Origin of the sequence: Janthinobacterium aestuarii (assembly GCF_046113285.1) — a bacterium.
Classification (GTDB): Bacteria; Pseudomonadota; Gammaproteobacteria; order Burkholderiales; family Burkholderiaceae_D; genus Janthinobacterium.
This window is the reverse complement of sequence record NZ_CP142524.1, coordinates 3,212,859-3,237,935: the sequence shown is the minus strand read 5'-3', so window position 1 is coordinate 3,237,935 and position 25,077 is coordinate 3,212,859. Positions and strand designations below refer to the sequence as shown.

Here is a 25,077-nt window from a genome sequence, read left to right as displayed (position 1 = left end):
CGGACGAGACCTTGGCGCATGGCCGTTTGTGCCGGACCGGGCCTTTTGTGGTCGGCAGGTTCCGCCCCGTTGCAGACCCTCGCGATTAAGACGTCTGATAGAGTCGTCTACGCTTCAGCGCCAAGTCAGCTGCCGGTATTTCAGTATTTAAATATACAGCGATTGAGAGTAAAGCAAATACTGCGCAGACCTCTAGTCTACTTTCGAAAGTAGCTACTTTTTTAAAAACCATGCCATTACCCACCTCTCCAAGCTCGTATATATCGCCATTTTTACCGTAGGACCACCCTCCAGAACCACGTCTGTCTTCGATATCAATCTCCCATTCACGGACAAGTTGAGGGTGTTTATCAAGACAATCCACAATTTCTTCAACACTCAAGTCTTGAAGATAGATTCTTATTCCAGATTGAAGTGCAAGTTCTATTCGAGAATCACTACGTTTTTCCCGCCAGTCTAAGGGGACCGAGCAAGCTTTCAAAACCGACTGATGACGGCTTGGTATTGTATTTTTGGCGCTCATTGAAGGTCTCCTTCTGGCCGGCAGCTGTCGTTGGCAGGTTCCGCCCCAAACCGGACATAATCCTCAGTGGGTCGAAGTAACGGCTAATCGGCTAGCACACTCCTGGCCGGCTCCAAAATATAGGCTTCAAAATCATCAAACGCTTCGTTTGAAAGGAAGTACGCATTAAGACACTCTTCGCCGGATTGCACATACTCATCCCAAGGACGTCGTGTTTTGGGTGCGCCATAGACTAGGGCAGAGCACAGTCCAACAAACTCCCACCCAATGCAAGAGTAAGCCAACTTAACCGCGTCGTTATATGCAGCGACTGCGTCTTTCTCATATCCAAATAACGAGCCGATTTTTGCATACGAAATGAACGGCAATGTTTTTAGCCCTTGGTTCATTGTGTTGATCTGTCGTTCTGGTTCCTCGTACTGCCTATACAAACCAGATAAGCTCGCCATGATAGTACGAGGCCAATAGAGGCGATCCAATTCTAATAGCGCGTCGTCAACGTAACTCATTTTTTTCCTTATTCGCCGTTTCAGCCCTGTCTGCTTTTGGCCGTATGCTGTCGTCACCGGGAGCAGGAGCGGTTGAGTCGAACCAATCAATCGGGAACCCAAATTTTTTTCGGCACGGTTCGCACGTAAAGAAAAAGTAGGCCTAAGCAGATCCAAAAGCCATTTCTATAGATTCTCTCTTCCGGAAAAGTGAAGTTCAACATCGCACATAACAAAATCAAACCTGCGATCAATGACGCACCAGCGAAGGCAAGTCGTCGTGCATTATTCTCAGTCATCATCCTCTCCCGGGGCACTTCGTTCAGTGCAGTATATGCGAAAGCGTGAATACGTCTGCTTCTGGCCGGATACTGTCGGAGGTCAGAATAGCACCTTGCGATGTTCCCCAACGCCTGTACCTATTGGCTCAACCATGACCCGCCCGGAAAAATCAGATGCCACCACCTGGACAGTTGCGGAGGCGTCGTTGCGCCTGTATTCGCAGATAAGCTCGTAAGCCTCAGTGCACGAGACTAAGGCGCACTGGTGCGAACTTGCGTAAACAATGACGTCCTTCGTGCCTACATATTCCCTAATCAAAGAATCCACCAAATTCACGTCGAGTACGTTCTCTTTTATGAGGTGGTGATATCCGTCCGCCGCTGAAACGCGGAAGTAGCAAAACTTTCTCATCAGGGTTTGAATCTCTCGCGGCGTCATCAATGTCGATTCAATATGTTGTCATCTTTGGCGGCAACGTCGGCTTTTGGCCGGTTGCCGTCGTTGGCAGGTTGCGCCCCTTAGCTGCCTTTCGAAAATCCGAAGTCAGCGATGCCCGGATTTCCTCCAATAGTTCCGGATATCGTGTCAAATTGATAGGCGACGATGAAAGCTCATTGTCCAATTGGTTTCCCAAGTATTGCAGTCATCGGTCGAGAATGCTTGCTCCCAGCGAAGTTCATCCGGCCCTACCTGACTCCATAAGAATCGAACCGTGATAGGCAAGTTTGCAAAAGTATCTTTTGCAAAAAACGTACCGACGCCGTCTTTAAATTCGCCCACGACTGGAACATCGATTTGACCAGGAAATCGACCATCAAGCCACCAGATTGACCATTTTTTTGTTGACTGGTCATAAGAGCGCAGTGCGATTGCTCGAAATTCTCCTTCCGGAAAATGTAGAACATTGTCTTCAAGGTTGCCAAAGCCACCTAAAATCTTCTGTGTCGACATTGCTCCGTCGAACTCCACCCACTCGTGGCAGTCCGCGAGTCGCTGTTTGAGTCGTTTATGAATCACTGCCCAGTCGCCTATGACAAAGTCAAAGTCGTTCGGCGCTGATGCGAGGGTTTCCAATGCCATTGTTTTTCCTGACTGAGGATTAAATGGTTATTTTTGCATGGGAAAATTGTAAAAGCTACGGCCCTGTTAAAAATATTCAACTGTCCGCTATTGGCCGAAAGCGGAACTTCCCGAGACCATGTCTACCTCAGCCTCCTGTGTCAAACATTGTTGTTTTGTGTCTGACTTTAATAAGCGCGCTCCAGTGAGGCTGCCGGATTAATCCACTGCATCGTTAAGCAGCGCATCCATCAGTGAAAAAGCGTGACCGCATCCGGCGCAACATGCGCTGCCAAACAGGAAAGGCAAGCGAAACGCGATGTCATCCAGCAATGGCAAAGCGTCCGTTTGCGCTTGCAACCAGGCAAAGGCGGCAAGGTGGGGTGAATTGTCGGCAGGGCCGGCAATCACCAGCAGCGTTTTCGCTGTTGGCGTAAAGACGGGATCCTCGGCGGCGACCGACAGCCCTTGCGCTACCGGCCACACATAGAGCTCTACGCCGCAGGCAGGACATGCCAGGCAGAACTCCTCGTTGGCAAAGCCGCCCAGCACTTGCGCCACGCCGGCAAATCCGGCGAATGATGCGGCGGCCTTAAGCAGGTAGATGCCGCTCACCGTGTCTTCGACCTGCCGCAGGTCGGCGGTTGCCATGACGAGCGCGGCCGGGACTGCGGCATTAAAGGCCGCGGCATAAGGGGATGCCTTCAATTCCTTGTCGAAGCCGGCGCTTTCATGAATCGAGGCCGCCAGCGACAGCACGCCGGCGCGCAGGTCCGGCGAAGTCAGCGTCGCCGCCAGGGAAACCAGGTGCGGGAATGCGGCGACCGAAGCCGGATAAATCGAACCCTGGTGACAAATATGGCCATACAAATCGTCCAGGGCCTCGGCGTCGCCCCGCCGCAGGTCCTGCAGCAGCGCGGGAATTTTTTCAGCGCCGCCGTAACCATCCGTCAGGCTTGCCCATGCGGCAGAACGCAGATCGAGTGGCGTCGTTTCAGTCTGTTTTTCCATTGCATCAACTTAAATGATGGGCGACAGGCAGTCAAGCCTGACGCTACGTGACCGTGTACTGCCCGGGGCCGGTCCAGGCGCTGATCCTAAACGGGCCGGTGATATGGCCTTGATCCCTGTAGTACGTTACCACCTCGGCCGACAAGGATTTCATAGGAAAGGGTTTGATCTTCATGGTCTTTCCCGTGGTTTTTTGTCTGCTTATGGCCGGTTGCCGTCGTTACCCGGTTCCGCCCTAAAACATACATCCTACGTTTCACCGGTGATGTATCGATTCGCCACAGCTGCTGTTGACCTGGCAACCTCAGGCAATTGCGCAGTCACTCTTCCAATAGCATCAATCATGAAGCGCTGAGCTGAAGTTTGTTCTGCAGGGTCATCCAGGTCCGCCGCGGATGCAATGGCATCAAAAAGTCTTTTATTCAACATTTGCATTACGTTTCGGTGATTGCGCGATGCCTGAAGCGGGGGCGCCTCCGGCAAATGGCGTTCCCCCAAGACACAGTCCGGGGTCGTACCCTCAGGGTACGACCCCGGACCTTGCATGAGTTCCATGATGGAAGCGCCTGGTGGCTTAGCGGTGCGGCGGCGTCAGCACGCTGGCGATGGCCTTAGGTAACGTTTCCGGATAATCGCGGCTGAAGTGCAGGCCGCGGCTTTCGCGGCGGGACAGGGCGCTGTTGACGATCATCGAGGCCACGTCGACCAGGTTGCGCAATTCCAATAAGTCGTGCGTGATGCGGAAGTTGCGGTAGTACTCGTCGATCTCTTCCTTCAGCAGGGCGATGCGGTGCTGGGCCCGCTCCAGGCGCTTGGTCGTGCGCACGATGCCCACGTAATTCCACATGAAGCGGCGCAGCTCGTCCCAGTTGTGGGAAATCACCACTTCCTCGTCCGCATCCGTGACGCGGCTTTCATCCCAGTCGGGCAAATACGGCGTGCCCAGCTTTTCCTTGCTTTCGATATCCTGCGCGCAGGCGCGGCCGATGACGATGCATTCCAGCAAGGAATTGCTCGCCAGACGGTTCGCGCCATGCAGGCCCGTGCAAGCCGTCTCGCCCACGGCGTACAGGCCCGGCAAGTCGGCGCGGCCGGACAAATCCGTCACCACGCCGCCGCACGTGTAGTGGGCGGCGGGCACGATGGGTATCGGCTGCTTGGTGATGTCGATGCCCAGTTCCAGGCAGCGCGCGTAAATCGTCGGGAAGTGTTCGATGAGGAACTCGGCCGGCTTGTGGCTGATGTCCAGATGCACGTAGTCGAGGCCCCGTTTCTTGATCTCGAAGTCGATGGCGCGCGCCACCACGTCGCGCGGCGCCAGTTCGGCCCGCTCGTCGTGGGCCAGCATGAAGCGCGTGCCTGCCGCCGCGCCCGCTTCGGGCGGCAGTTTCAGCAAGCCGCCTTCGCCACGGATGGCTTCGGTGATCAAAAACGATTTCGCGTACGGGTGGTACAGGCACGTCGGGTGGAACTGGATGAATTCCATGTTCGACACGCGGCAGCCGGCGCGCCAGGCCATGGCGATGCCGTCGCCGCTGGCCGTGTCGGGATTCGTCGTATATAAATACACCTTGCCGGCGCCGCCTGTGGCCAGCACGGTGTGCTCGGCGGCAAAGGTGTGCACCTTGCCCGTTTGCTCATCCTGCACGTACAGGCCGTGGCAATGCGGTTGCGCATTGCGCTGCGTTGGTTTCATGCCCAGCTTGTCGGAGGTGATCAGGTCGATGGCGCAATGGTGTTCGAACAGGCTGATGTTCGGGTGGGCGCGCACCTTTTCTTCCAGGGTCACTTGCACTGCGTGCCCTGTGGCGTCGGCCGCGTGGATGATGCGGCGCTGGCTGTGTCCGCCCTCGCGGGTCAAATGAAAACCCAGCTCGGCCGAGGCGTCGCGCGTAAACGGCACGCCTTGCTCGATCAGCCATTCGATCGCTTCGCGGCCGTGCTCGACGATGTAGCGCGTGGCGCTCTCGTCGCACAGGCCGCCGCCGGCGATCAGGGTGTCTTCGATGTGCTGCTGGTGGCTGTCGCCCGAGTCCAGCACGGCCGCGATGCCGCCCTGCGCCCAGTTGCTGGCGCCATCGAGCAGCGCGCGTTTGGAAATGATCGCGACGGTGCGCGTCTCAGCTAAATGCAGTGCAACCGATAAACCCGCCAGGCCACTGCCGACAATCGCTACATCAAATTTCATGACATTTATCTTCTTTTAGGGGAAGCATACTATATGCCATTTCCCCTCATTCGGTAATGTATTGAGATAAATTCTGCCAGCGAAAGATAGCTGGGGCTGTAGCTTGTGGCGCATCAATGTCTTCTTGGAACAGTTCGCCATCATGGCAAGACCAGCAGCGGCCCGCCTTGCGCGCCGCCTGGTGCTTTTTGCCGCAGGGGGAACCATGATCCGCATCTTCAGCCATTATGTCTCGAAAACAGCGTTTATCTTGCTGTTGCTGGAAATCCTGCTCCTGCTGCTGTCGGCCACCCTGACGTCCTTGCTGTGGCTGGCGGACGGCAGCCGCGTGCTGCGCGTGGGCGATATTTACCTGTCGTCCGCCATCTTTGCGCTGGTCATCGTCCTGAGCATGAGTGCGCTGGGCATGTACCAGCACCGCTCGCGCGAAGACATCCGCAACACCTTATTGCGCATCCTGCCTTCGTTCGCGCTGGGTTTTGCCGTGCTCAGCGTCCTGATACGCTTCATTCCGGCGCTGCAATTCGGGCGCGGCAGTGCGATGATCTTCGGCCTGGGCGCCATTGGCGTGCTGCTGGCGCGCCTGGTGGTATTCAAATCCTCGCAATCGGCGCTGATGGAAGGCCGGCTGATCCTGGTGGGCGGCGGGGCGCTGGCGCGCGAATGCATGGACTTGGCGGCCAGCAAGATCGGCTTCCATCAATTTACGGTGGTCGGCTGCATCGATGTGGCGGGCGAGCAATGCTGCGTGCCGGCCTCGGCCTTGCTGCCGGCCGGACCGTCGCTGCTGGCCACGGCGCAGCGCCATGCCGCGCATGAAATCGTCGTATCCGTCAGTGACCGGCGCAATGGCGCGTTTCCTGCCAAGCAATTGCTGGAATGCGCGCTGGGCGGCGTCAAGGTGATCGACGCGGCCACGTTTTTCGAGCGCGAAGCATGCCAGATCCGCATCGACTCCTTGCAACCGAGCTATCTGATCTATGGCGGCGGTTTCGACCAGAGTTTTTTCCGCGCCGCGTCGAAGCGTTTGTTCGATCTGGCGGCCAGCGCGGTTATCTGCCTTGCCACGCTGCCCGTAATGCTGGTGACGGCCCTGTGCATCCGCCTGGAAGACGGCGGCCCCGTGTTTTACCAGCAGGAGCGGGTGGGGCGCGATGGCCAGCCTTTCAAGGTACTGAAATTTCGCAGCATGCGCTGCGATGCCGAGCGCGACGGCAGGCCCATCTGGGCGCTGGCCAACGACGCGCGCATCACGCGCGTGGGCAATCTGATCCGCAAGCTGCGCATCGACGAACTGCCGCAAATGCTCAATGTGTTTCGCGGTGAAATGAGTTTCGTGGGCCCCCGTCCCGAGCGCGCGTATTTTGTCGAGCAATTGAAGGAGCAGGTGCCGTACTACAACATTCGTCACAACATCAAGCCTGGCATCACGGGTCTGGCGCAGGTGCGCTACCAGTATGGCGCTTCCGTCGACGATGCCGTCAAGAAGCTGCAATACGATCTGTATTATGTGAAAAATAATAGCCTGTTCCTGGACCTGCTGATCCTGCTCGACACGGTGCAGGTGGTGCTGTTTGGCAAGGGCAGCCGATGATGCGGGTACAGTCGGCCTGGCTGGCGGCGGCCGACGCGGCCGCGCTCAGCCATGGCCTGGCGTCGCTGGCTTTCTTCGTGCTGGCGCTGCTGCTGATCAGCAACTGGCGTGCGCGGCAGAACGTGCGCGCCTTGCTGGTCGCGTGCCTGGCGACGGGAGTCTGGGCCACGGGCACGGTGGTGCTGGTGCTGCTGGGGCAGCGCATCGCGCTGGCCGGCGACGCGCTCGAATTGCTGCGCACCCTGGCCTGGCTGGTGTTTTTGCTGCTGCTGATCGAACCGTCGCGGCCCCGCTTGCGCCTCGTGCTGGCCGGCATCGTTCTCACGGCGCTGGCGCCCTGGCTGCTCTCCATGGCTTCCTCCTGGCTGGCGCTGCCTTTGCCGGCGCGCATCATCGCCAGTGTCTGCCGTTTGCTGCTGGCCGTGCTGGGCATGTTGCTGGTGGAACAGTGGTACCGCAACACGCCGCCCTTGAAACGCTGGGGCATCAAGTTTGCGTGCCTGGGCGTGGGCGGGCTGTTTGCCTACGATTTCTATCTGTACAGCGACGCCTTGCTGTTTCGCGCGGTCAACGATGACATCTGGGCCGCGCGCGGCATCGTCGACGCCCTGTGCGCGCCGCTGCTGGCCGTCTCGGCGGCGCGCAATCCGGGCTGGGCGCTGGGCTTGTCCGTCTCGCGCCAGATGCTGTACCGCTCGGCCGCCTTGCTGGGCTCGGCTATTTACCTGCTGGCCATGGCGGCCAGCGCCTATTATTTGCGCTACTTCGGCGGCACCTGGGGTTCCTTGATGCAGATGGCTTACCTGGGCGGCGCGGCCCTGCTGCTGGCGGGCGTGCTGTTTTCGGGCAGCCTGCGCGCCAAGCTCAAGGTGACTATCAATAAACATTTTTACAATGCCATCTTCGACTACCGCGAAGAATGGCTGCGGTTTACGCGGGCCTTGTCGGAAGACGGGCCGGCCCTGGGCGAACGCACGATACAGGCCATGGCGAAACTGGTGGAAAGCCGCGCCGGCGCGCTGTGGATACTGCGCGAACCTGGCCTGTTTGCCCCGGCCGCCAGCTGGAACTGGCCGCCGAGCACGTGGAGCGAGCCGGCGTCCGGCAGCCTGTGCCAGTTTCTGGAGGCGCGGCAATGGGTGATCGACGTGCCCGACTGCGAGCACAACCCGCGCCAGTACGGCGGCTTGCTGTTGCCGCCCGCACTGCTGGCGCTGCCCGACGTGTGGCTGCTGGTGCCCCTGATGCTGCATGGCCAGCTGTTCGCCTTTGTCGCGCTGGCGCGGCCCCGCACGCACATCGGCTTGAACTGGGAAATCCTCGACGTGCTGAAAATTGCCGGCAGCCAGGCCGCCAGCTATCTGGCGCACCGCGAATCGCTCGATACGCTGACGGTGGCGCGCCAGTTCGAGTCGTTCAACCGCATGTCGACTTTCATCGTGCACGACCTCAAGAACCTCGTGTTCCAGCTATCCCTGTTACTGAGCAATGCAGAAAAGCACCGTGCCAATCCCGCTTTCCAGGAAGACATGCTGGGCACCTTGGACCATTCCGTGCAGAAAATGAAGACCCTGCTACAGAAACTGGCGCGCGGCGAAGCGCCGGAAGCGCCCGCGCCGCTGCTGCTCGATGGCTTGCTGCGCCAGGCCGTGGCCGCCAAGGCAAGCCTGGCGCCGGCGCCCCGGCTGGAAATCGTCGATGGCGAACTGACGGTGCTGGCCAACCGCGCGCGGCTGGAACGGGTGCTGGGCCACTTGATCCAGAATGCCATCGAGGCCACGGCCAGCGATGGCAAGGTGGACGTGCGGCTGCGGCGCGAGCAGCACACGGCCGTGGTCGAGCTTGACGATACGGGGCAGGGCATGAGCGAACAGTTCATCCGCGAACGCTTGTTCAAGCCGTTCGACACGACCAAGACGGCGGGCATGGGCATCGGCGTGTTCGAAAGCCGCGAATACTTGCGCGAAGTGGGCGGCAGCCTGGAAGTGCGCAGCGAACCGCAGGTGGGCACGACGTTTCGCGTGATCCTGCCGCTGCATGCGCCTTTGGGGGCAGAGCCGCCGGCGCTGACCCCAGACTTCCGTTGCCCTATTCACTGACAGGAGCTGATACGCATGGCCAAGCAAAAGTTGCTAGTCATCGAAGACGATCCCGGCCTGCAAAAGCAGCTGCACTGGAGTTTCGACGGTTATGAGGTCTTGCTGGCGGGCGAGCGCGAGGCGGCGCTGGCGCTGGTGCGGCGCCACCAGCCGGCCGTCGTGACGATGGACCTGGGCTTGCCGCCCGACCCGGACGGCGCCACGGAAGGCCTGGCCACGCTGCAGCAAATCCTCGCGCTGGCGCCGGACACGAAAGTCATCATTTTGTCGGGCAATCAGGAACGCGCGCATGCCTTGAAAGCCATCGCGCTGGGCGCCTACGATTTCCACCAGAAACCGTTCGAGGCCGACATGCTGGGCCTCGTCATCGCCCGCGCGTTTTACCTGCACGCGATGCAGCAGGAAAACCGCCGCATGCTGCAGACGCAGGCCGATTCCCCCTTGGCGGGCATCGTCAGCCGCGATCCCGGCATGCTCAAACTGTGCCGCAGCGTGGAAAAAGTCGCGCCTTCGTCGGCCAGCGTGATGCTGCTGGGCGACTCGGGCAGCGGCAAGGAACTGATCGCGCGGGGCTTGCATGCGCTGTCGAGCCGCCATGCCCAGCGTTTTGTCGCCATCAATTGCGCGGCCATCCCGGAAAACTTGCTGGAAAGCGAGCTGTTCGGCTATGAGCGGGGGGCGTTTACGGGCGCGGCGCGGCAAACGCTGGGCAAGATCGAGCTGGCCCACGGTGGCACTTTCTTTCTCGATGAAATCGGCGACATGCCGATGGCGCTGCAGGCGAAACTGCTGCGTTTCCTGCAGGAGCGAATCATCGAACGGGTGGGCGGACGGGCCGAGATCGCCGTCGACGTGCGCATCGTCTGCGCCACGCACCAGGATTTAAAGGTGCTGGCCGAACAGGGCCGTTTCCGCGAAGACCTGTTTTACCGCCTTAGCGAAATCGTGCTGCGCATTCCGCCGCTGCGCGAGCGGGCTGGCGATGCGGCCTTGCTGGCCCATCATTTCAAGAACAAATTCTGCGCCAGCGAAGGCCGCGGCAGCCTGCATTTCAGCGCCGGCGCGCTGCAGCTGATCGAAAGCTATGGCTGGCCCGGCAACGTGCGCGAAGTGGAAAACTGCATCAAGCGGGCCGTCATCATGAGCGACGGGCCGCAGATCGCCGCCGACGATCTGGGCTTGCCCGCCAGCGCCCAGGCGGCGCCCCAGGACGAATCGCTGAACCTGCGCCAGGCACGCGACGGAGCCGAATACAAGGTCATGGTGCGCGCGCTGGCGCGGGCCGACGGCAATATCGCCAAGGCGGCCGAACTGCTGGGTGTCAGCCGGCCCACGCTGTACGACTTGATGAACCACCACGGCATCAAATAGTGTCCGTGCACTGATGTGTATCAAATATCAAGATTGTGTAAGGCGTCGCACATACGCAGGCGCCGCCGTGGCGCATCCTAGCCTCATCAACAACGAGGAGGCGTCATGAATGCGATCAGTTTATTAATGCAGGACCACAAGGCCGTCAAAGCCCTGTTTGCCCAATATGAAGGCTTGAGCGACCGCTCATTTGCCACCAAGAAAAAGCTGGCCGACCAGATCTGCCAGGAATTGACCGTGCACACGCAGCTGGAAGAAGAAATCTTCTACCCGGCCGTGCGTCGTCCCATCCACGATGGCGACCTGATGGATGAAGCCCTCGTCGAGCACGCGAGCGCCAAGGAACTCATCGCGCAAATTACCGCGATGGACCCCGCCGACGACCTGTACGACGCCAAGGTCAAGGTCCTGTCCGAGCAGATCGAACACCACGTCCAGGAAGAAGAGGGCGATATGTTTCCCAAGGTACGCGATACGGCCGTCGACCTCGACGCACTGGGCAAGGAAATGGCCGCGCGCAAGGAACAGCTGACGGGCGTCGCCGCCTGAACGGCATAAAAAATCAACAACCAAGGGAGTATTTCATGCAAGCTACACAATTGTCCGTATCGGACCTGAACAATCCGGGCGTGTCCTGGGGCGCCGTGCTGGCGGGCGCCGCCGCGGCGGCCGCCTTGTCCTTCATCCTGCTGATCCTCGGCGTGGGCCTGGGCCTGTCGTCCGTATCGCCGTGGTCGTTCAACGCCACGGCCATCGGCGTGTCGACCATCGCCTGGCTGGCCTTCATGCAACTGGCCGCCTCCGGCATCGGCGGCTACATGGCGGGCCGTCTGCGCGTGAAATGGAGCGCCATTCATACGGATGAAGTGCATTTCCGCGATACGGCGCACGGCTTGCTGGCCTGGGCCGTGGCCACCCTGATCACCGTGGCCGTGCTGGCCGGCGGCACGCGCGCCGTGCTGAGCGGCGCCATCGATGCGGGCAGCGGCGTGGCGGCGGCAGTTGGCCCGGCCGTAGGGGCGGGCGCAGGTGCTGCAGGTGCAGCCAGCGCCAGGCAAGGCGAGGGCGGCGGCGCCAATCCGCTCGATTATTTCTCGGACATGCTGCTGCGCGCGGCGCCAGCGCCAGCTGCCACCGGCACGCCAGCGGTGGCGAATCCGGGCGCGACCGTCGCCGACCAGCGCATGGAAATCGGCAAGATCTTCGCCACCAGCCTGTCCACGGGCAGCCTGGCCGCCGATGACCGCGCCTACCTGGGCCAGGTCGTGGCCAGCCGCATGGGCGTGACGCAGGCTGAAGCGGAAGCGCGCGTCGACGCCGTCTATGCGCGTGCCGTGAAAGCTGCCGCCGATGCGAAGGCTGCCGCCCAGCAAGCGGCGGAAACGGCCCGCAAGGCCGGCGCCCACACGGCACTGTGGATGTTCGTCGCCTTGCTGCTCGGCGCTTTCGTTGCCAGCCTGGCGGCAACGTTCGGCGGCCGCCAGCGCGACCATGAGCGCGTGCTGCGCCACGTCACCATCTGAACCCCTACCTATTAGTTAAATCAAGGAGTCTGCCATGCGTTCCATCCTCTTGCTGCTGTTGGGTATTCCATTACCCATCGTCATACTGATCGCCCTGTTCGTCCGCTAAGCGGGCCAACATGAGAAAAACCGGCGCCCGCCGCAAGGTGGGCGCCGGTTTTTGCGTGAAAGCAGGCGCATGTGTAAGATGACGCCATCTTTCCACCGAGACTATCCATGAACGTGAGCACCATCCGTCCCTTGCTGAAAACCGCCGCCATCGCCGCCTTTGCCTGCAGCGTGCTGGCCTCGTGTTCCACCCTGATCGGCCCGCGTGACGTGAATGTGTCGCTCAGCAAGATGCAGCAAGGCCTCGAGCGCCGCTTTCCCATCGATAAACGGGTGCTGTCCGTGCTGGACGTCAAGCTGACCCGCCCGCAGCTGTCCTTGCAGCCCGAGCGCGAACGGGTCGCCTTGAGCGTGGACGCCAGCGTGATGCCGCCGTTCATCCGCCAGACCTGGCGCGGCAGTCTGGCCATGTCGGGCCGTTTGGTGCTCGACGCGCAGCGCAACGCCGTCTACCTGAGCGAAGCGAGCGTGGACAAGGTGAGCATCGACGGCATGGACGAGGCGCAGCAGCGCCAGTTCGCCAAGGTGGCCAGCCTGGTGGCCGACCAGCTCATGCATGAAACGCCGATCTACACGTTCAAGCCCGACGAATTGCGCTATGCGGGCGTGCAATTCGTGCCCACGCAGATCAGGACCACGGGCAACGGGCTGACGGTGACGTTCGAGCCGGTGAAGTAGCGGTGAAGTAGCTTAGGCCCGGAATGCGGGAGCGGTGAGTTGCTTGGCCGTGTTATTGCGCGGCGTCGCCTCTTCATGGAACAGGTCGGCCAGGTATTCGCATAGCGCATCTGCTTGAATATCGTCCGGAATAATGAAATCGGCGGGGCGGCGCTTGCCTTCCGCACCCAGGTAGAAGGCGCGCCATGCTCCCGGATTGCCCCGGATGGCGATCAGCGTGCCGAAAATATTGAATCTGTATTCCTGCATCAAGCTGCTCCATTCCCTTGCTCAGGTTTGACATTTGTTGTGCTATAGTAATATTTACTTATATAGTAACATTTACTGATCCAGGGGCAGACAATGGTCAATATCAGCACGGCGGGAATCCAACCAGGGGCACTGTCTGCCGCGGAAGGCAACAAGGTGTCATCAGGCAAGGCAGCATCGGACAAGGCCCAGACAACCCAGGCGCCAGCCGGCGTCGGCGCCGTCGCGGACGAGGTCGTGATTTCGACCCTGGCCGGGCGTTTGTCGACGGCCGCGACGGCGACCAGCGCCGCTATCGAGGGTTACGATCATCGATCGCTGGGCGCATGGGTCAATGACAATATCAGCAGCATCCTGTATCCGCTGGACGCCGGACACAAGGCGGCCGCCGCACAGCAGCTGCCGCAACCGAATGACGCGGCATCGGCCAGGTCGGCCGCTGCCGCGACCGCGTTTATCGATAACAAGGGTCCCAATCCGTTTGCGGGCTTGTCGCGCGAGCAATTGGCCACCATCACGCACGACGACAGCGGGACATTTACGGTCAACGAGCGGCGCGCCGCCTATACGCAGGCCTATGATGAAGAGCAGGCGTGGCGCAGCCAGGTCGTGGCGCAAGCCATGCAGGAATACAATACCACCGGCAAGATGACCAATTTCTTCAAGTCGGCGCTGGCGCATTTCAATGCATTGCCGCAGCTGGAACAGGCACAGTATCCTGAGAATTACGCGAGCGGCCTGCAAGACAAAATCAAGCTCGATTTTAACTATTTCAATCACGCGCCCGGCGATGGCGCGCCTACGCCGGGTTCGCTGGCCGACATGCAGCGCAATCAGGGCGCCAAGCAAGGCGCAGACCTGTTTGAGCTCCTGAGCCGCTGATCACTGGAATTGTTCAACGGACATTGTTTCCACGATGGCAGGCCGACTATAATCCTGCCTCGCATGCCTGGACACAGCATGTTCTCCAACATGAAGTGAAAACAATTAAAGGAATCTTCGTGAAACGTTCGCTTATCAGCGCCGCCTGTTGCGCTTTGCTCGCCTTATCTTCGCCATCGCTGTACGCCCAGCAAGCCGCAACTGCTGCTGCGCCCGTCTCCGGCATCGACCTGAAAACGCTGGACCCGGCCGTCAGTCCCAGGGATGATTTCTACGGCTACGTCAACGGCGTGTGGACCCGCAATACGGAAATCCCGGCTGACAAATCCGTCTGGGGCACGTATATCGAATTGCGTGAAATCGCGCAAGGCCAGTTGCGCGGCCTGATCGATGCCACCGTCAAGAACCCGGGCAAGCCCGGCAGCGAGGCGCACAAGATCGCCGACCTGTACACGAGTTTCATGAACGACAAGGCGCGCGATGCGGCCGGCTTCAAGCCCCTGAAGGCCGAGCTCGCCCGCGTCGCCGCCATCAAGGACAAGAAGGACTTGCCGGCGCTGTTTGCTTATTTGCAAGGCAATGGCATCCAGACGCCGTTTTCCGCCTATGTGGCGCCCGATGCGCAAGATCCCGAGCGCTACACGGTCAACATCAGCCAGTCGGGCCTGGGCTTGCCCGACCGCGATTACTACCTGAAGGATGACGACGCCAAGCTGCAAGCCGTGCGCGCCAAATACCTCAAGCATATCGAGACCATGCTGGCCATGAGCGGCGACAAGGCCGCGGCCGAACACGCGGCGCAGATCCTCGACATCGAAACGCGCCTGGCGGCCGTGCAGTGGACGCGCGTGCAGATGCGCGATCCCGTCAAGTCGTACAACCGCGTCGATTTCGACAAGTTCGCGGCACTGGCGCCGGCCTTCGACTGGAAAGCCTACTTTGCCGCCGCCGGCCTGGCGAAAAAGGAAAGCTCGGGCGTGGTACGCCAGCCCAGCTTCCTCAGCGGTTTTTCCGAGGCCGTGGCCGCCGTGCCGCTGGCATCGTGGAAGAGCTACCTGAACTGGCGCATCATCGAAAGCTATGCTTCCTACCTGGACAGCGCCACCGTCAAGGAGCGTTTCGCCTTCGACGGCACGGTGCTGCGCGGCGTGCCGCAAAGCGAACCGCAGTGGCAACTGGCGCTGCGCTTCACGGATAACGCCATCAGCGATGCCGTCGGCAAGCGCTACGTGGACATGTATCTGCCGCCGGAAACCCGGCCCCGCGTGATGGCCATGTTCGACAATTTCGTCGCCTCGTTCAAGGATGGCATCGAACAGCTCGACTGGATGGGCCCGGAAACCAAGAAGGAAGCGCAGCTCAAGCTGGCAGCCCTGAAGCCGAAGATCGCCTACCCGGATACCTGGCGCGACTACAGCAGCATGCAGACGCAGCCGAACGACCTGATCGCCAACGTGCGCGCCTCGCGCGTGTGGAGCCGCCAGCAAAACCTGGCCAAGCTGGGCAAGCCGGTCGACCGCGACGAATGGTCGATGACGCCGCAAACCGTCAACGCCAGCTACAGCCCGGCGCTGAACGCCATCACCATCCCGGCCGCCATTTTGCAGCCGCCATTCTTCAACGTGAAAGCGGAAGACGCCGTCAATTACGGCTTGCTGGGCATCACCTTCGGCCATGAGATCAGCCATGCCTTCGATGATTCGGGCAGCCAGTACGATGCCAAGGGCCGCCTGCGCAACTGGTGGACGGCGCAAGACCGCGCGGCCTTCAAGGCGCTGGCCGCCGGCCTCGTCAAGCAGTACGGCGCCTACAGCCCCGTGCCGGGCTACCACATCAATGGCGAGCTGACCCTGGGCGAAAACATCGGCGACAATTCCGGCCTGTCGATCACCTACAAGGCTTACCAGCGTTCGCTGGGCGGCAAGCCCTCGCCCGTCATCGACGGTTTGACGGGCGAACAGCGCCTGTACATCGGCTTTGCGCAGAAATGGCGCGCGAAACTGCGTCCCGAAGCGGCGATCGCGCAGATCAAGAGCGACCCCCATTCGCCGGGCGAATTCCGCGCCAAAGGCACGGTCAAGAACCAGCCCGGCTTTTATGAGGCGTTCGGCATCAAGCCGGGCGACCCGATGTACCTGCCGCCCGAGCAGCGCGTGATCATGTGGTAAGCATGGTTTAAGCGGCTCGCCGCGCCGGGGACTATTCCTTGGCGTGGTTGAGCGTGTACCGGGGCAGTTCGACCGTCAGGTCTTCGTTTGACACGCGCGCCTGGCACGACAGGCGCGAGTGGGGCTGCAAGCCCCAGGCCTGGTCGAGCATGTCTTCTTCATTGTCGCCCAGTGCGTTGAGCGAGTCGAAACCCCGCACCACGACCACGTGGCAGGTGGAACAGGCGCCCACCTGGCCGCAGGCATGTTCGATGTCTATCTTGTGAAGCAGCAAGGCGTCGCAGATGCTCATTTGCTCGGGCGCGTCGAAGACGGCGCCGTCGGGAGCGAGCTCGGGATGGGGCAGGACGGTGATTTTTGGCATGCGGGATTCTCCTCGGTTATCTTGCAATACCGTCACCTTGGGCCTTCCCGCCTTGGCAAGGTCAAGCCCCTGCGCGATCCTGTGCGACGATGCACGCGTCGAGATGATCGAGCAATTGCAAGAACACGCGTTTATCCGCAAAGTGATTCATCGTGGCGCTCGTCAAGACATCGCTGGCCACCGCCGTCACGACGGCCCTGGCCTGCGCGCACGCGGCATGCAGCTGCGCGCGATCGAGTTCCAGCAAGGCCGTATCGATGGCTGCGCGCGTAAAATCGTAGGCATCCATGCCGCAGCAGCCGGCCACGCAATGCGTTTCCAGCCGGCAGATCAGCTGCCACAGTTCCCCCAGCAAGGCATCGATGTCGATCGCCTGGTCATAGCGGCCGTCAAGATCGATGAATTCGATCCAGGCGTCGTCGCCGATCTGGATATCGTACTGGCGGTCGCGTTCGGTCATTTTTCAACATTCTCCGGGTCGGTGGCATCGCATTATAAAAAAAACCGCCCGAAGGCGGTTTTCCCATGCGGTGCAAGCAGGCGCTTAAATAAAATAGATCAGCGCGATGATGCCAATCACGAGCGCCACGCGGGTGACCTGGTAGGCCGTCTTGTTCCACGCCTTGAAGCGGCGGCGGTACTGGCCCATGGTCCAGGAAATCTGGAACAATTTACTCACGCCGCCCACCTGGTCGCCCAGTTCGTTGGGAGAGGCGGCGGCCGTCATCAGCGTGCGGCCCAGCCAGCGGTTCAAGCCTTGCGCCCAGCGGTAGCGCATCGGGCGCTCGATGTCGCAGAACAGGATGATGCGGTCGCTGTCGGCATCGTTGCGGGCCCAGTGGATATACGTTTCATCGAACATCACGGCCTGGCCGTCGCGCCAGCTGTGGCGCTCGCCATCGACGTCGATGAAGCAGCGGTCGTCGTTCGGCGTCTGCAAGCCCAGGTGGTAGCGCAGCGAACCGGCGAACGGGTCGCGGTGCGGGTTGAGCTTGCCGCCTTGCGGCAGTTCCGCGAACATGGCGGCCTTGATCGAGGGAATCGATTGCAGCAGCGCATAGGTTTGCGGGCACATCTGCTGTGCCGACGGGTGGTTGGCGTCATACCATTTCAGGTAGAAACGCTTCCAGCCATACTTGAAGAAGGAATTGAAGCCCACGTCATTGTTCTTTTCAGCCGCCTTGATCTTTTTCATTTCCTGCATGCGCAGCGCTTCATCGCGGATGATTTGCCAGTTCTGCTGCAGCGGCGCCAGTTCCGGGAATTGATCGACGGACAGATAGGGCGTGGCCGGCACCTTGGAAAAGGTGTGCATGAACAGGTTCAGCGGCGCCATGAACGAGGAGTGGTCGAAGATCTGGCGGCGAAACGGCAGGCGCACCTTGCCCCGAAAATGAATATGTAAAACAGAAAACACAAAAATGCCCAGCAAGGCCCACTTCATACACAACCTCGTTTTGAAAGAATGGGGCAATTATAACCAGTTAATGTCCCGGCTACCCCGTGCCACGGTGAAGGAACGATGAAGCGGCGCGCGCTGGAGCTCTGTCCTACAATGGCTTTATTTCATCAATGAAGGGGTAACAATGGAAATCTGGCACGCACCGCTCGACCTGGCCACCCTCAACGCCGCTAGCGAGGGCACGGCCATGCGCCACCTGGGCATCGAATTCTCGGCCTTCGGCCCCGACTGGATCGAGGCGACCATGCCCGTCGACCACCGCACCATGCAGCCTTTCAAGCTGCTGCATGGCGGCGCGTCCGTCCTGCTGGCAGAAACCCTGGGCAGCATGGCCGCGAATGCCTGCCTGGACAGCAGCAAGCAGGTCAGCGTGGGGCAGGAAATCAACGCCAACCACGTGCGCGGCGTGCGCGGCGGCCACGTGACGGGGCGCGCCACGCCCATCCACCGGGGCCGCACCAGCCAGGTCTGGGAAATCCGCATCAGCGACGATGACGGCAAACTGTGCTGCATCTCGCGCATCACCATGGCCGTTATCGACACTCCGGGCGCAGGCTGACGCGGCGGCTCTTGACTTGCATCAAGGCACTAAAAGCGAGCGCGTGGAATCATCCATAACGCTGTTCGCTTATAATTCAGTGTGCTGTTGTATTGCGCGGGGTTTCCAGCCGCGCAACTACATTGCCCGAAATTAAAAGCTGACTGCCCAAAAAACGCCAGTTAGATACCCATCCTGCGCCATGCGGGAAAGGCAACACGACGGCGAGCAGATCGCCGGTGTCTGGCGAGCCCTAGCGGGGCTTGCCTGGCGGAACCGGCAACAATCAACTTTATACAGGGCAATAACAACAATGATGTCATTCAATCGTTTGACGATAGGCGCGCGCCTGAGCGCAGGCTTCGGGCTGCTGGTCTTGCTCATGCTGGTGCTGGCCGCTTTCGCGCTGCTGCGCATCGGCGCCATCTCCGGCGCTATGGACGCGCAAAACAAAGTACAGCTGGAGAAACTGGACCCTCTGTATGTGGCGCGCGAAGCGCTCGACCAGACGGGCCTGGCGGCCCGCAACGCGTATATCTTCCATGACCAGGCCGCCGCCGAAAAAGAGCTGGCCATCCTCGACACCCAGAAAGCGCTGTACCTGGAAGCGCTGGCGAAGCTGGCGCCGCAGTTCGCCGGCGATGCGCAATTCGAGAAGGTCAGCACGGGCCTGAAAACCATGGCGCAGGAATTGCTGCGTCCGCGCCAGTTCCGCGCCACGGGACAGATGGAGCAGTACGGCACTTTCCTCGTCGAGGAGTGCAGCCCTCTGCGGCGCCAGATCGTGTCCGATATCGATGCCGTCCTGAAAAACGTGCAGCGCGAATCGGAGCAGGCCAGCGTGGCCGCGCGCGCCATCTACGGCCAGTCGCTGCGCTGGATCGGCGTGCTGGCCGCGCTCAGCGTGCTCATTTGTATTGCGGTCGCCACCGTCATCACGCGGGGATTGCTGCGCCAGCTGGGCGGCGAACCGGCGTATGCGGCCTCGATTGCCGGACGCATCGCGCTCGGGGAACTGGCCATCGACGTGCATACGCGCCACGGCGACGACAGCAGCCTGCTGTTCGCCATCAAGACCATGCGCGACAACCTCGCTGCCATCGTCGGCAAGGTGCGCCACGGTACGGAAAGCATCGCCACAGCCTCCACCGAGATCGCTACCGGCAACCGCGACCTGTCGCAGCGCACGGAGCAGCAGGCCGGTTCGCTCGAGGAAGTGGCGTCATCGATGGAAGAACTGATATCAGCCGTGCGCCAGAATGCGGAGAATGCCCAGCAGGCGAACCACCTGGCGCGCGAAGCGTCGAAGGTGTCGGAGCAGGGCGGCAAGGCCGTGGCCGAAGTGGTGCACACCATGGGTCTCATCAATGCCTCGTCGAACAAGATCGTCGACATCATCGGCGTGATTGACAGCATCGCCTTCCAGACGAATATCCTGGCCCTGAACGCGGCCGTGGAAGCGGCGCGCGCGGGCGAGCAGGGGCGCGGCTTTGCCGTGGTGGCAACGGAAGTGCGCAACCTGGCGCAGCGCTCGAGCGCCGCCGCGCGCGAAATCAAGGCCCTGATCGACGATTCCGTCAGCAAGGTGGGCACGGGCACGGTGCTCGTCGAGCAGGCGGGCGCCACCATGCATGAGGTGGTGGCCGGCATCGGCAGGGTGACGGGCATCATGGCCGAGATCAGCCATGCCACGCAGGAGCAGGGCGCCGGCATCGAGCAAGTCAACCGCGCCATCGTCGACATGGACCGCGTAACCCAGCAAAATGCGGCCCTGGTCGAGCAGGCGGCCGCCGCCGCGCACGAATTGCAGCAGCAGGCGGCGCAGCTGGAGCAGGAAGTGGGCATTTTCAAACTGGCCCCGCCGGCGAACGGCCCTTTGCGCCTAGCGGCCTGACGCCGATGGCACGGCGGCACGGCGCGCCGGCAGCCATGCGCCAATAGTCGTATTCCGCGCTACAATGAGCGCTGGATCACCGCCAGGACTACTCATGCAAGTGCGCAGCAGCCATGATCTATCCAGCCCGGACGACGACAAGCCGGCGCCGCCCGTGCTGCAGCTGGCCCTTGCCGGTCTCGGCTGGGGCTTGCTCACCTGCACGCTGTGCTTTGCCATCCTGTTCCTCACGAAATGGCTGCTGCCGCCCGAATACTGGGGCGCGCACACGGGCCTGTCCAAGTTCAAGCGCGAAATGTCGCTGCCGCTGCTGGTGTTCTGGGTCGTCATCTATTCTCCCATCCTGGAAACGTTTCTCGGCCAGTTGCTGCCGCTGGAAATCCTCAAGCGCCTGGGCGCCACCCGGCAGCTGAGCATTTTTATCGGCGCCATCCTGTGGGCCATCGTGCATTACATCAGCGGCGGCTTGCTGCACGCGATTGTCGCGCTCGGTTCAGGCGCCATGTTCAGCTTTGTCTACCTGCGCTACCGCGCGCCCACTGTGGCCGTGGCCTACGCGACAACGACCTTTTCCCGCGCCTGCAACAACATCGCCATCCTTGTCGCCGTGTTTTACGGCCTCGACGCGTAGACGCCTTCCAAAACCTGCTGCGCAGCATCGCGCCGCTGCAGCCGCAGGAAGCGCTGACGGCGGCCCTGCGCGACGACTGGGTGCTGCCCCTGTACATGGGTTTGCACCAGCCCCAGGCGAGCGCATGCGTGGCGCGGCTGGTGCAGGCCGACGCCGCCGTCATCGCCCGCCTGCTGGGGCAATTCGACTGGCGCAGCCGCGCGGCGGGCGCCTACCTGGCCGCGCTAACCGGGCAGGGCGCCTTCACGGATCAGTTGGGCGGCCTGCTGCTGGCCAGCGAGGCCTGCTACGCGGGCAGCGCGTATTGCCTGGCGCTGGCCGTTTTCGACACGCCTGCCAGCCGCGACTACCTGCACCGCTATCTCGAACATTACCTGCGCCAGCCGCAGTTGTACTTTGATCAGGAACAAGCCATGGCTGCCATCGCCTGGCTCGATGGCCAGCACGGCCGGGATGAGGCGGCGCGCCACGCGCCAGCCTGGGCCGTTTTCGCGGCCAGCCGGCCGGGTCTGGCGCTGGACGATGCACTCGCGGCGTTTGCGGCCAGTATGGACCGCTTGCGCACGCTGCAAGCTCTCAGGGCGCCCGCTAAGTAATCCTCAGGAAATTCTTGTGAAGTTTTGAAAGTCAGAAATCACAATAATTTCTTGGGGGTTAGTTACTTAGCATCGCTCCAGCCGCCGACGTCCCATCCCCACGCCGTACGGCCACTCCCTCCCCACATCCCGCTTTCATGACATTTGCGTGACAAATGGCAGTGTTTCCCCGCCTGATCTGTCACTGCAGGGTGCATGCCGAAGCTGCCTTTCGACGCGGCACGACTTTGTCTTCCATGCCGGCTTGCGCTGGCATATCCACGCGTGATTTTTTTTAAGTTTAACGACAGGAAACTGCAATATGACTAAGAAATTTGAATCCGCCGCCTTCGCGCAATCTTCCGAAGCGGCCGGCGTGTCCGCCATTGACGCCTATCTGAACAGCCTGGCGGCCCCGCAGCGTTTCGTGGGCACGGCGAACGCCGATGTACTCACCGGCACCACGGGCGCGGACGTGCTCGAAGGACTGGCGGGCGACGACACGTATTACGTCAACCATAGCGGCGACGTGGTCGTCGAGCTGGCCAACGGCGGCACCGATACCGTGTACACCAGCGTCAACTACACGGTGGCCGAGAACGTCGAGAACGTCCACCTGACCGCCGCAGGTCTGACGGTGACGGGCAGCGCCACGACCAACAACATCTTTTACGTCGATGTCCCTGGCGGGCACGTGATTGATGGCGGCAGCACGGGCAACGTGGTCAACTACGGCGGCGCAAGCGCGGGAGTGACGGCTGTCTTTGCGCCTGCGGACGGCCCACTAGTGGCGCGTCCTGGCGCTGACGTAGTGAGGAATGTGGCCAGCATCGTCGGCAGCAAGTTCAATGATGTGCTGACCGGCAACGAACTCAGGAATTTCCTTGCCGGCGGTTATGGAAATGACATTTTGCAGGGCGGCAAAGGCGACGATGGCCTGTTCGGCGCGATGGGTGACGATACCTACATTTTCGCCCGCGGCGACGGCGCCGATAACATCACCGAGATGGTGGAGGCGGGCAGCCGCAACGTCGTCTCCTTCCTGGCAGGCGTCAGCGCCGACCAGTTGTGGTTCCGCCAGGTGGGCGCGAACCTTGAAGTGAGCACCATCGGCACGGCCGACAGGATCACCATCAATGGCTGGTATAACGCCGGCTCGCCTCCTCGCATCGATGAATTCCGCACAGCCGACGGCCGCGTGCTGCTGGGAAGCGACGTGGAAAACCTGGTGCGGGCGATGGCCGTCCTGGTGCCGCCGCCGGCGGGCCAGCTGACCTTGCCGGCCGGCATCGCCGCCGCGCTGGCACCAGCGCTGGCGCAGAACTGGCGCACGGAAGGGCCGAACCAGCCGACAAACGGCACTTTCACCGGCACGGCGAACCCGGACATCATCAAGGGCACGGCGGGCGCCGACGTGATGGCCGGCCTGGGCGGCGACGATATCTATTACGTCAACCATGGCGGCGACGCGGTCGTCGAACAGGCGGGCGGCGGACGCGACACAGTCTACACCACCGTCAATCACACCCTGGCCGCCAACGTCGAAGAGGTGCATGTCAGCGCCGCCGGTCTGACGGTGACGGGCAACGGCAACGCGAACGTCTTCCACGTCGATGCCGCCGGCGGCAATGTGCTGCGCGGCGTCGGCGCGAACACTTCGGCCACCTATGCCGCATCCAAGGCTGGCGTGACGGCCGCCATGATCGCCGTCAACGGTGACGCCACGGCGCGCCCGGGCAGCGATGTGCTGGTCAATATTTCCAACGTGACAGGCAGCGCCCATGACGACGTGCTGTCCGGCAACGAACTGGCCAACACCCTGTCCGGCGGCCTCGGCAACGATACCTTGCAAGGCGGCAAGGGGGACGACGTGCTGACCGGCGGCCTGGGCGACGATACCTATGTCTTTGCGCGCGGCGACGGCGCCGACGTCATCGCCGAGCCCTCGGCCGACGCCAATTACGACAGCATCGCCTTTTTGGCCGGCGTGAACATCGACCAGCTGTGGTTCCGCCAGGTGGGCGCGGATCTAGAAGTGAGCACCATCGGCACGACGGACAAGATCACCATCCGCAGCTGGAACGCGGCTGCACCGAACATCGAGGAATTCCGCACGGCCGCCGGCCACGTCATGCGCGGCGCCGACGTGCAGCTGCTGGTGCAGGCGATGGCGAACCTGTCGCCGCCGCCGCTGGGCCAGCTGACCCTGCCGGCCGCCACGGCCGCTGCCCTGGCGCCCGTGCTGGCCCAGGCCTGGCACTTCAACGGTCCCACGCAGCCCACGGGGCAGCACTTTGTCGGCACGGCGAACGCCGATGTCATCAACGGCACGGCCGGCGCCGACCTGCTCGAAGGCTTGGGCGGCGACGACACGTATTACGTCAACCACAGTGGCGACTTCATCGTCGAGCGGGGCAACGGCGGCAACGATACCGTCTACACCAGCGTCGATTACACGGTGGCCGACAATGTCGAATACGTGCGCCTCGCCTCTGCCGGCCTGAAGGTGACTGGCAGCGCCTATAACAACAACGTCTTTTATGTCGATACCCCCGGCGGCAATGTGCTCGATGGCGCCGGTGCCGGCAACTCGGTCACTTACAGCGGCGCCAGCACAGGCGTGACGGCCGTCTTCGCGCCCGTTGGTGGCCCCTTGACCGCGCGTCCCGGCGTAGACGTGCTGTCCAATTTCGGCATGCTGTTCGGCAGCAAGTTCGACGATGTGCTGATCGGCAATGAGCTCAAGAACATTCTCTTTGGCGGCTTCGGCAATGATATCTTCCAAGGCGGCAAGGGCGGTGACACTCTGGCCGGCCTCGCGGGCGACGACACCTATATCTTCGCCCGCGGCGACGGCGCCGACATCATCGCTGAGACGGAGGAGGCGGGCAGCCATGACGTCGTGTCCTTCCTGGCCGGCGTCAGCGCCGAGCAGCTGTGGTTCCGCCGGGAGGGCGCCAACCTGGAAGTGAGCACCATCGGCACCACGGACAAGATCACCGTGAATAACTGGTTTGCCGATACGGCCGTGCGCATCGAGGAATTCCGCATGGCCGATGGCCGCGTCTTGTTGGGTAGCAATGTGCAAAACCTCGTGCAGGCGATGGCTGGCCTGACGCCGCCGCCGGCCGGCCAGCTGACCTTGCCTGCCGGCACGGCCGCCATCCTGGCGCCGGCGCTGGCGCAAAACTGGCGTGCCGCGCAGCAATTCGGCGCGGCCAGCCAGGGCGGTTCCTCTGCCTGGCAAGCCGATCCGGCGCAGCTGGTGCAAGCGATGGCCGGCTTTGCCGTGCCCGCGGCCGCATCGGCGCCCTGGTCCGGCCACGGCAACCCGTCGACGCAGATCCAGCTGGCGGCGGCGCAATGATCGCTTACGTTGATCGCTTGAGC

Annotated in this window: 23 protein-coding genes; 13 read left to right on the top strand and 10 right to left on the bottom strand. The window is 61.6% G+C overall.

Annotated features, from left to right (window positions below):
• Positions 1-85: 85 nt before the first annotated feature.
• The 6 genes from OX462_RS14625 to nadB all read right to left on the bottom strand — a co-directional run bounded on the left by OX462_RS14625 (position 86) and on the right by nadB (position 5,551).
• Positions 86-523 (bottom strand): hypothetical protein, encoded by a 438-nt coding sequence (locus tag OX462_RS14625; protein WP_162995642.1) that lies wholly within the window; start codon positions 521-523, stop codon positions 86-88.
• An 83-nt stretch (positions 524-606) separates the two neighbouring features.
• Positions 607-1,032 carry a hypothetical protein gene (locus tag OX462_RS14620; protein ID WP_121669352.1) on the bottom strand — a complete coding sequence of 142 codons (426 nt, stop codon included), beginning with the start codon at positions 1,030-1,032 and terminating at the stop codon, positions 607-609.
• Between the two features lie 846 nt (positions 1,033-1,878).
• Positions 1,879-2,373 carry a DUF1579 domain-containing protein gene (locus OX462_RS14615; protein ID WP_121669353.1) on the bottom strand — a complete coding sequence of 165 codons (495 nt, stop codon included), beginning with the start codon at positions 2,371-2,373 and terminating at the stop codon, positions 1,879-1,881.
• A gap of 198 nt (positions 2,374-2,571) precedes the next feature.
• On the bottom strand, positions 2,572-3,363 hold the full coding sequence (locus OX462_RS14610; RefSeq protein WP_409026390.1) for a hypothetical protein: 792 nt from the start codon (positions 3,361-3,363) through the stop codon (positions 2,572-2,574).
• 249 nt (positions 3,364-3,612) lie between these two features.
• Positions 3,613-3,798 carry a hypothetical protein gene (locus tag OX462_RS14605; RefSeq protein WP_409026389.1) on the bottom strand — a complete coding sequence of 62 codons (186 nt, stop codon included), beginning with the start codon at positions 3,796-3,798 and terminating at the stop codon, positions 3,613-3,615.
• Between the two features lie 139 nt (positions 3,799-3,937).
• Positions 3,938-5,551, bottom strand: a complete 1,614-nt coding sequence (gene nadB, locus OX462_RS14600) for an L-aspartate oxidase (protein ID WP_409026388.1) — start codon at positions 5,549-5,551, stop codon at positions 3,938-3,940.
• 205 nt (positions 5,552-5,756) lie between these two features.
• Between nadB and OX462_RS14595 the strand changes: the two genes are divergently transcribed.
• The 6 genes from OX462_RS14595 (at position 5,757) to OX462_RS14570 (ending at position 12,924) form a co-directional block, all read left to right on the top strand.
• The gene (locus OX462_RS14595; RefSeq protein WP_409026387.1) at positions 5,757-7,145 is read left to right on the top strand and encodes a TIGR03013 family XrtA/PEP-CTERM system glycosyltransferase; all 1,389 of its coding nucleotides are present in this window, start codon (positions 5,757-5,759) and stop codon (positions 7,143-7,145) included.
• Complete coding sequence (gene prsK, locus OX462_RS14590) at positions 7,142-9,244, top strand: XrtA/PEP-CTERM system histidine kinase PrsK (RefSeq protein ID WP_409026386.1); 2,103 nt, start codon at positions 7,142-7,144, stop codon at positions 9,242-9,244. The genes OX462_RS14595 and prsK overlap by 4 nt, the downstream gene beginning before the upstream one ends.
• A 15-nt stretch (positions 9,245-9,259) precedes the next feature.
• The gene (gene prsR, locus OX462_RS14585) at positions 9,260-10,615 is read left to right on the top strand and encodes a PEP-CTERM-box response regulator transcription factor (protein ID WP_070310808.1); all 1,356 of its coding nucleotides are present in this window, start codon (positions 9,260-9,262) and stop codon (positions 10,613-10,615) included.
• Positions 10,616-10,720: 105 nt separating this feature from the next.
• Complete coding sequence (locus OX462_RS14580) at positions 10,721-11,164, top strand: hemerythrin domain-containing protein (RefSeq protein WP_070218701.1); 444 nt, start codon at positions 10,721-10,723, stop codon at positions 11,162-11,164.
• A gap of 35 nt (positions 11,165-11,199) precedes the next feature.
• Entirely contained in the window at positions 11,200-12,138 is a 939-nt protein-coding gene (locus OX462_RS14575) for a hypothetical protein (RefSeq protein ID WP_409026385.1), read from the top strand.
• Positions 12,139-12,354: 216 nt separating this feature from the next.
• The gene (locus OX462_RS14570; RefSeq protein WP_070288282.1) at positions 12,355-12,924 is read left to right on the top strand and encodes a DUF1439 domain-containing protein; all 570 of its coding nucleotides are present in this window, start codon (positions 12,355-12,357) and stop codon (positions 12,922-12,924) included.
• Between the two features lie 12 nt (positions 12,925-12,936).
• Here the strand turns inward: OX462_RS14570 and OX462_RS14565 are convergent, their stop codons facing one another.
• A complete protein-coding gene (locus tag OX462_RS14565; protein WP_070218704.1) occupies positions 12,937-13,173 on the bottom strand; it encodes a DUF7661 family protein in 237 nt (78 codons plus the stop codon).
• Between the two features lie 156 nt (positions 13,174-13,329).
• Between OX462_RS14565 and OX462_RS14560 the strand changes: the two genes are divergently transcribed.
• Both OX462_RS14560 and OX462_RS14555 read left to right on the top strand, forming a co-directional pair.
• A complete protein-coding gene (locus OX462_RS14560) occupies positions 13,330-14,055 on the top strand; it encodes a hypothetical protein (RefSeq protein WP_409026384.1) in 726 nt (241 codons plus the stop codon).
• Between the two features lie 119 nt (positions 14,056-14,174).
• Positions 14,175-16,223, top strand: a complete 2,049-nt coding sequence (locus OX462_RS14555; protein ID WP_409026383.1) for a M13 family metallopeptidase — start codon at positions 14,175-14,177, stop codon at positions 16,221-16,223.
• Between the two features lie 31 nt (positions 16,224-16,254).
• On the opposite strand, the gene fdx is transcribed toward OX462_RS14555, so the two are convergent.
• The 3 genes from fdx to lpxO form a co-directional block, all read right to left on the bottom strand.
• On the bottom strand, positions 16,255-16,587 hold the full coding sequence (fdx, locus tag OX462_RS14550; protein ID WP_070310802.1) for an ISC system 2Fe-2S type ferredoxin: 333 nt from the start codon (positions 16,585-16,587) through the stop codon (positions 16,255-16,257).
• Between the two features lie 61 nt (positions 16,588-16,648).
• Complete coding sequence (locus tag OX462_RS14545; protein ID WP_409026382.1) at positions 16,649-17,047, bottom strand: DUF6331 family protein; 399 nt, start codon at positions 17,045-17,047, stop codon at positions 16,649-16,651.
• Between the two features lie 84 nt (positions 17,048-17,131).
• Positions 17,132-18,031: a lipid A hydroxylase LpxO gene (lpxO, locus tag OX462_RS14540; RefSeq protein WP_070218708.1), complete on the bottom strand. Its 900-nt coding sequence runs from the start codon at positions 18,029-18,031 to the stop codon at positions 17,132-17,134.
• A 142-nt stretch (positions 18,032-18,173) separates the two neighbouring features.
• Here lpxO and OX462_RS14535 point away from each other — a divergent pair, with 142 nt between their 5' ends.
• The 5 genes from OX462_RS14535 (at position 18,174) to OX462_RS14515 (ending at position 25,054) form a co-directional block, all read left to right on the top strand.
• The gene (locus tag OX462_RS14535) at positions 18,174-18,608 is read left to right on the top strand and encodes a hotdog fold thioesterase (protein ID WP_409026381.1); all 435 of its coding nucleotides are present in this window, start codon (positions 18,174-18,176) and stop codon (positions 18,606-18,608) included.
• 292 nt (positions 18,609-18,900) lie between these two features.
• Complete coding sequence (locus OX462_RS14530; RefSeq protein ID WP_409026380.1) at positions 18,901-20,481, top strand: methyl-accepting chemotaxis protein; 1,581 nt, start codon at positions 18,901-18,903, stop codon at positions 20,479-20,481.
• Positions 20,482-20,575: 94 nt separating this feature from the next.
• Positions 20,576-21,112, top strand: coding sequence for a hypothetical protein (locus OX462_RS14525; protein WP_409026379.1), 537 nt, complete (start codon positions 20,576-20,578; stop codon positions 21,110-21,112).
• Positions 21,113-21,192: 80 nt separating this feature from the next.
• Positions 21,193-21,708, top strand: coding sequence for a DUF6000 family protein (locus OX462_RS14520; RefSeq protein WP_409026378.1), 516 nt, complete (start codon positions 21,193-21,195; stop codon positions 21,706-21,708).
• Between the two features lie 301 nt (positions 21,709-22,009).
• Positions 22,010-25,054, top strand: a complete 3,045-nt coding sequence (locus tag OX462_RS14515) for a calcium-binding protein (protein ID WP_409026377.1) — start codon at positions 22,010-22,012, stop codon at positions 25,052-25,054.
• The last annotated feature ends 23 nt before the right edge of the window (positions 25,055-25,077 follow it).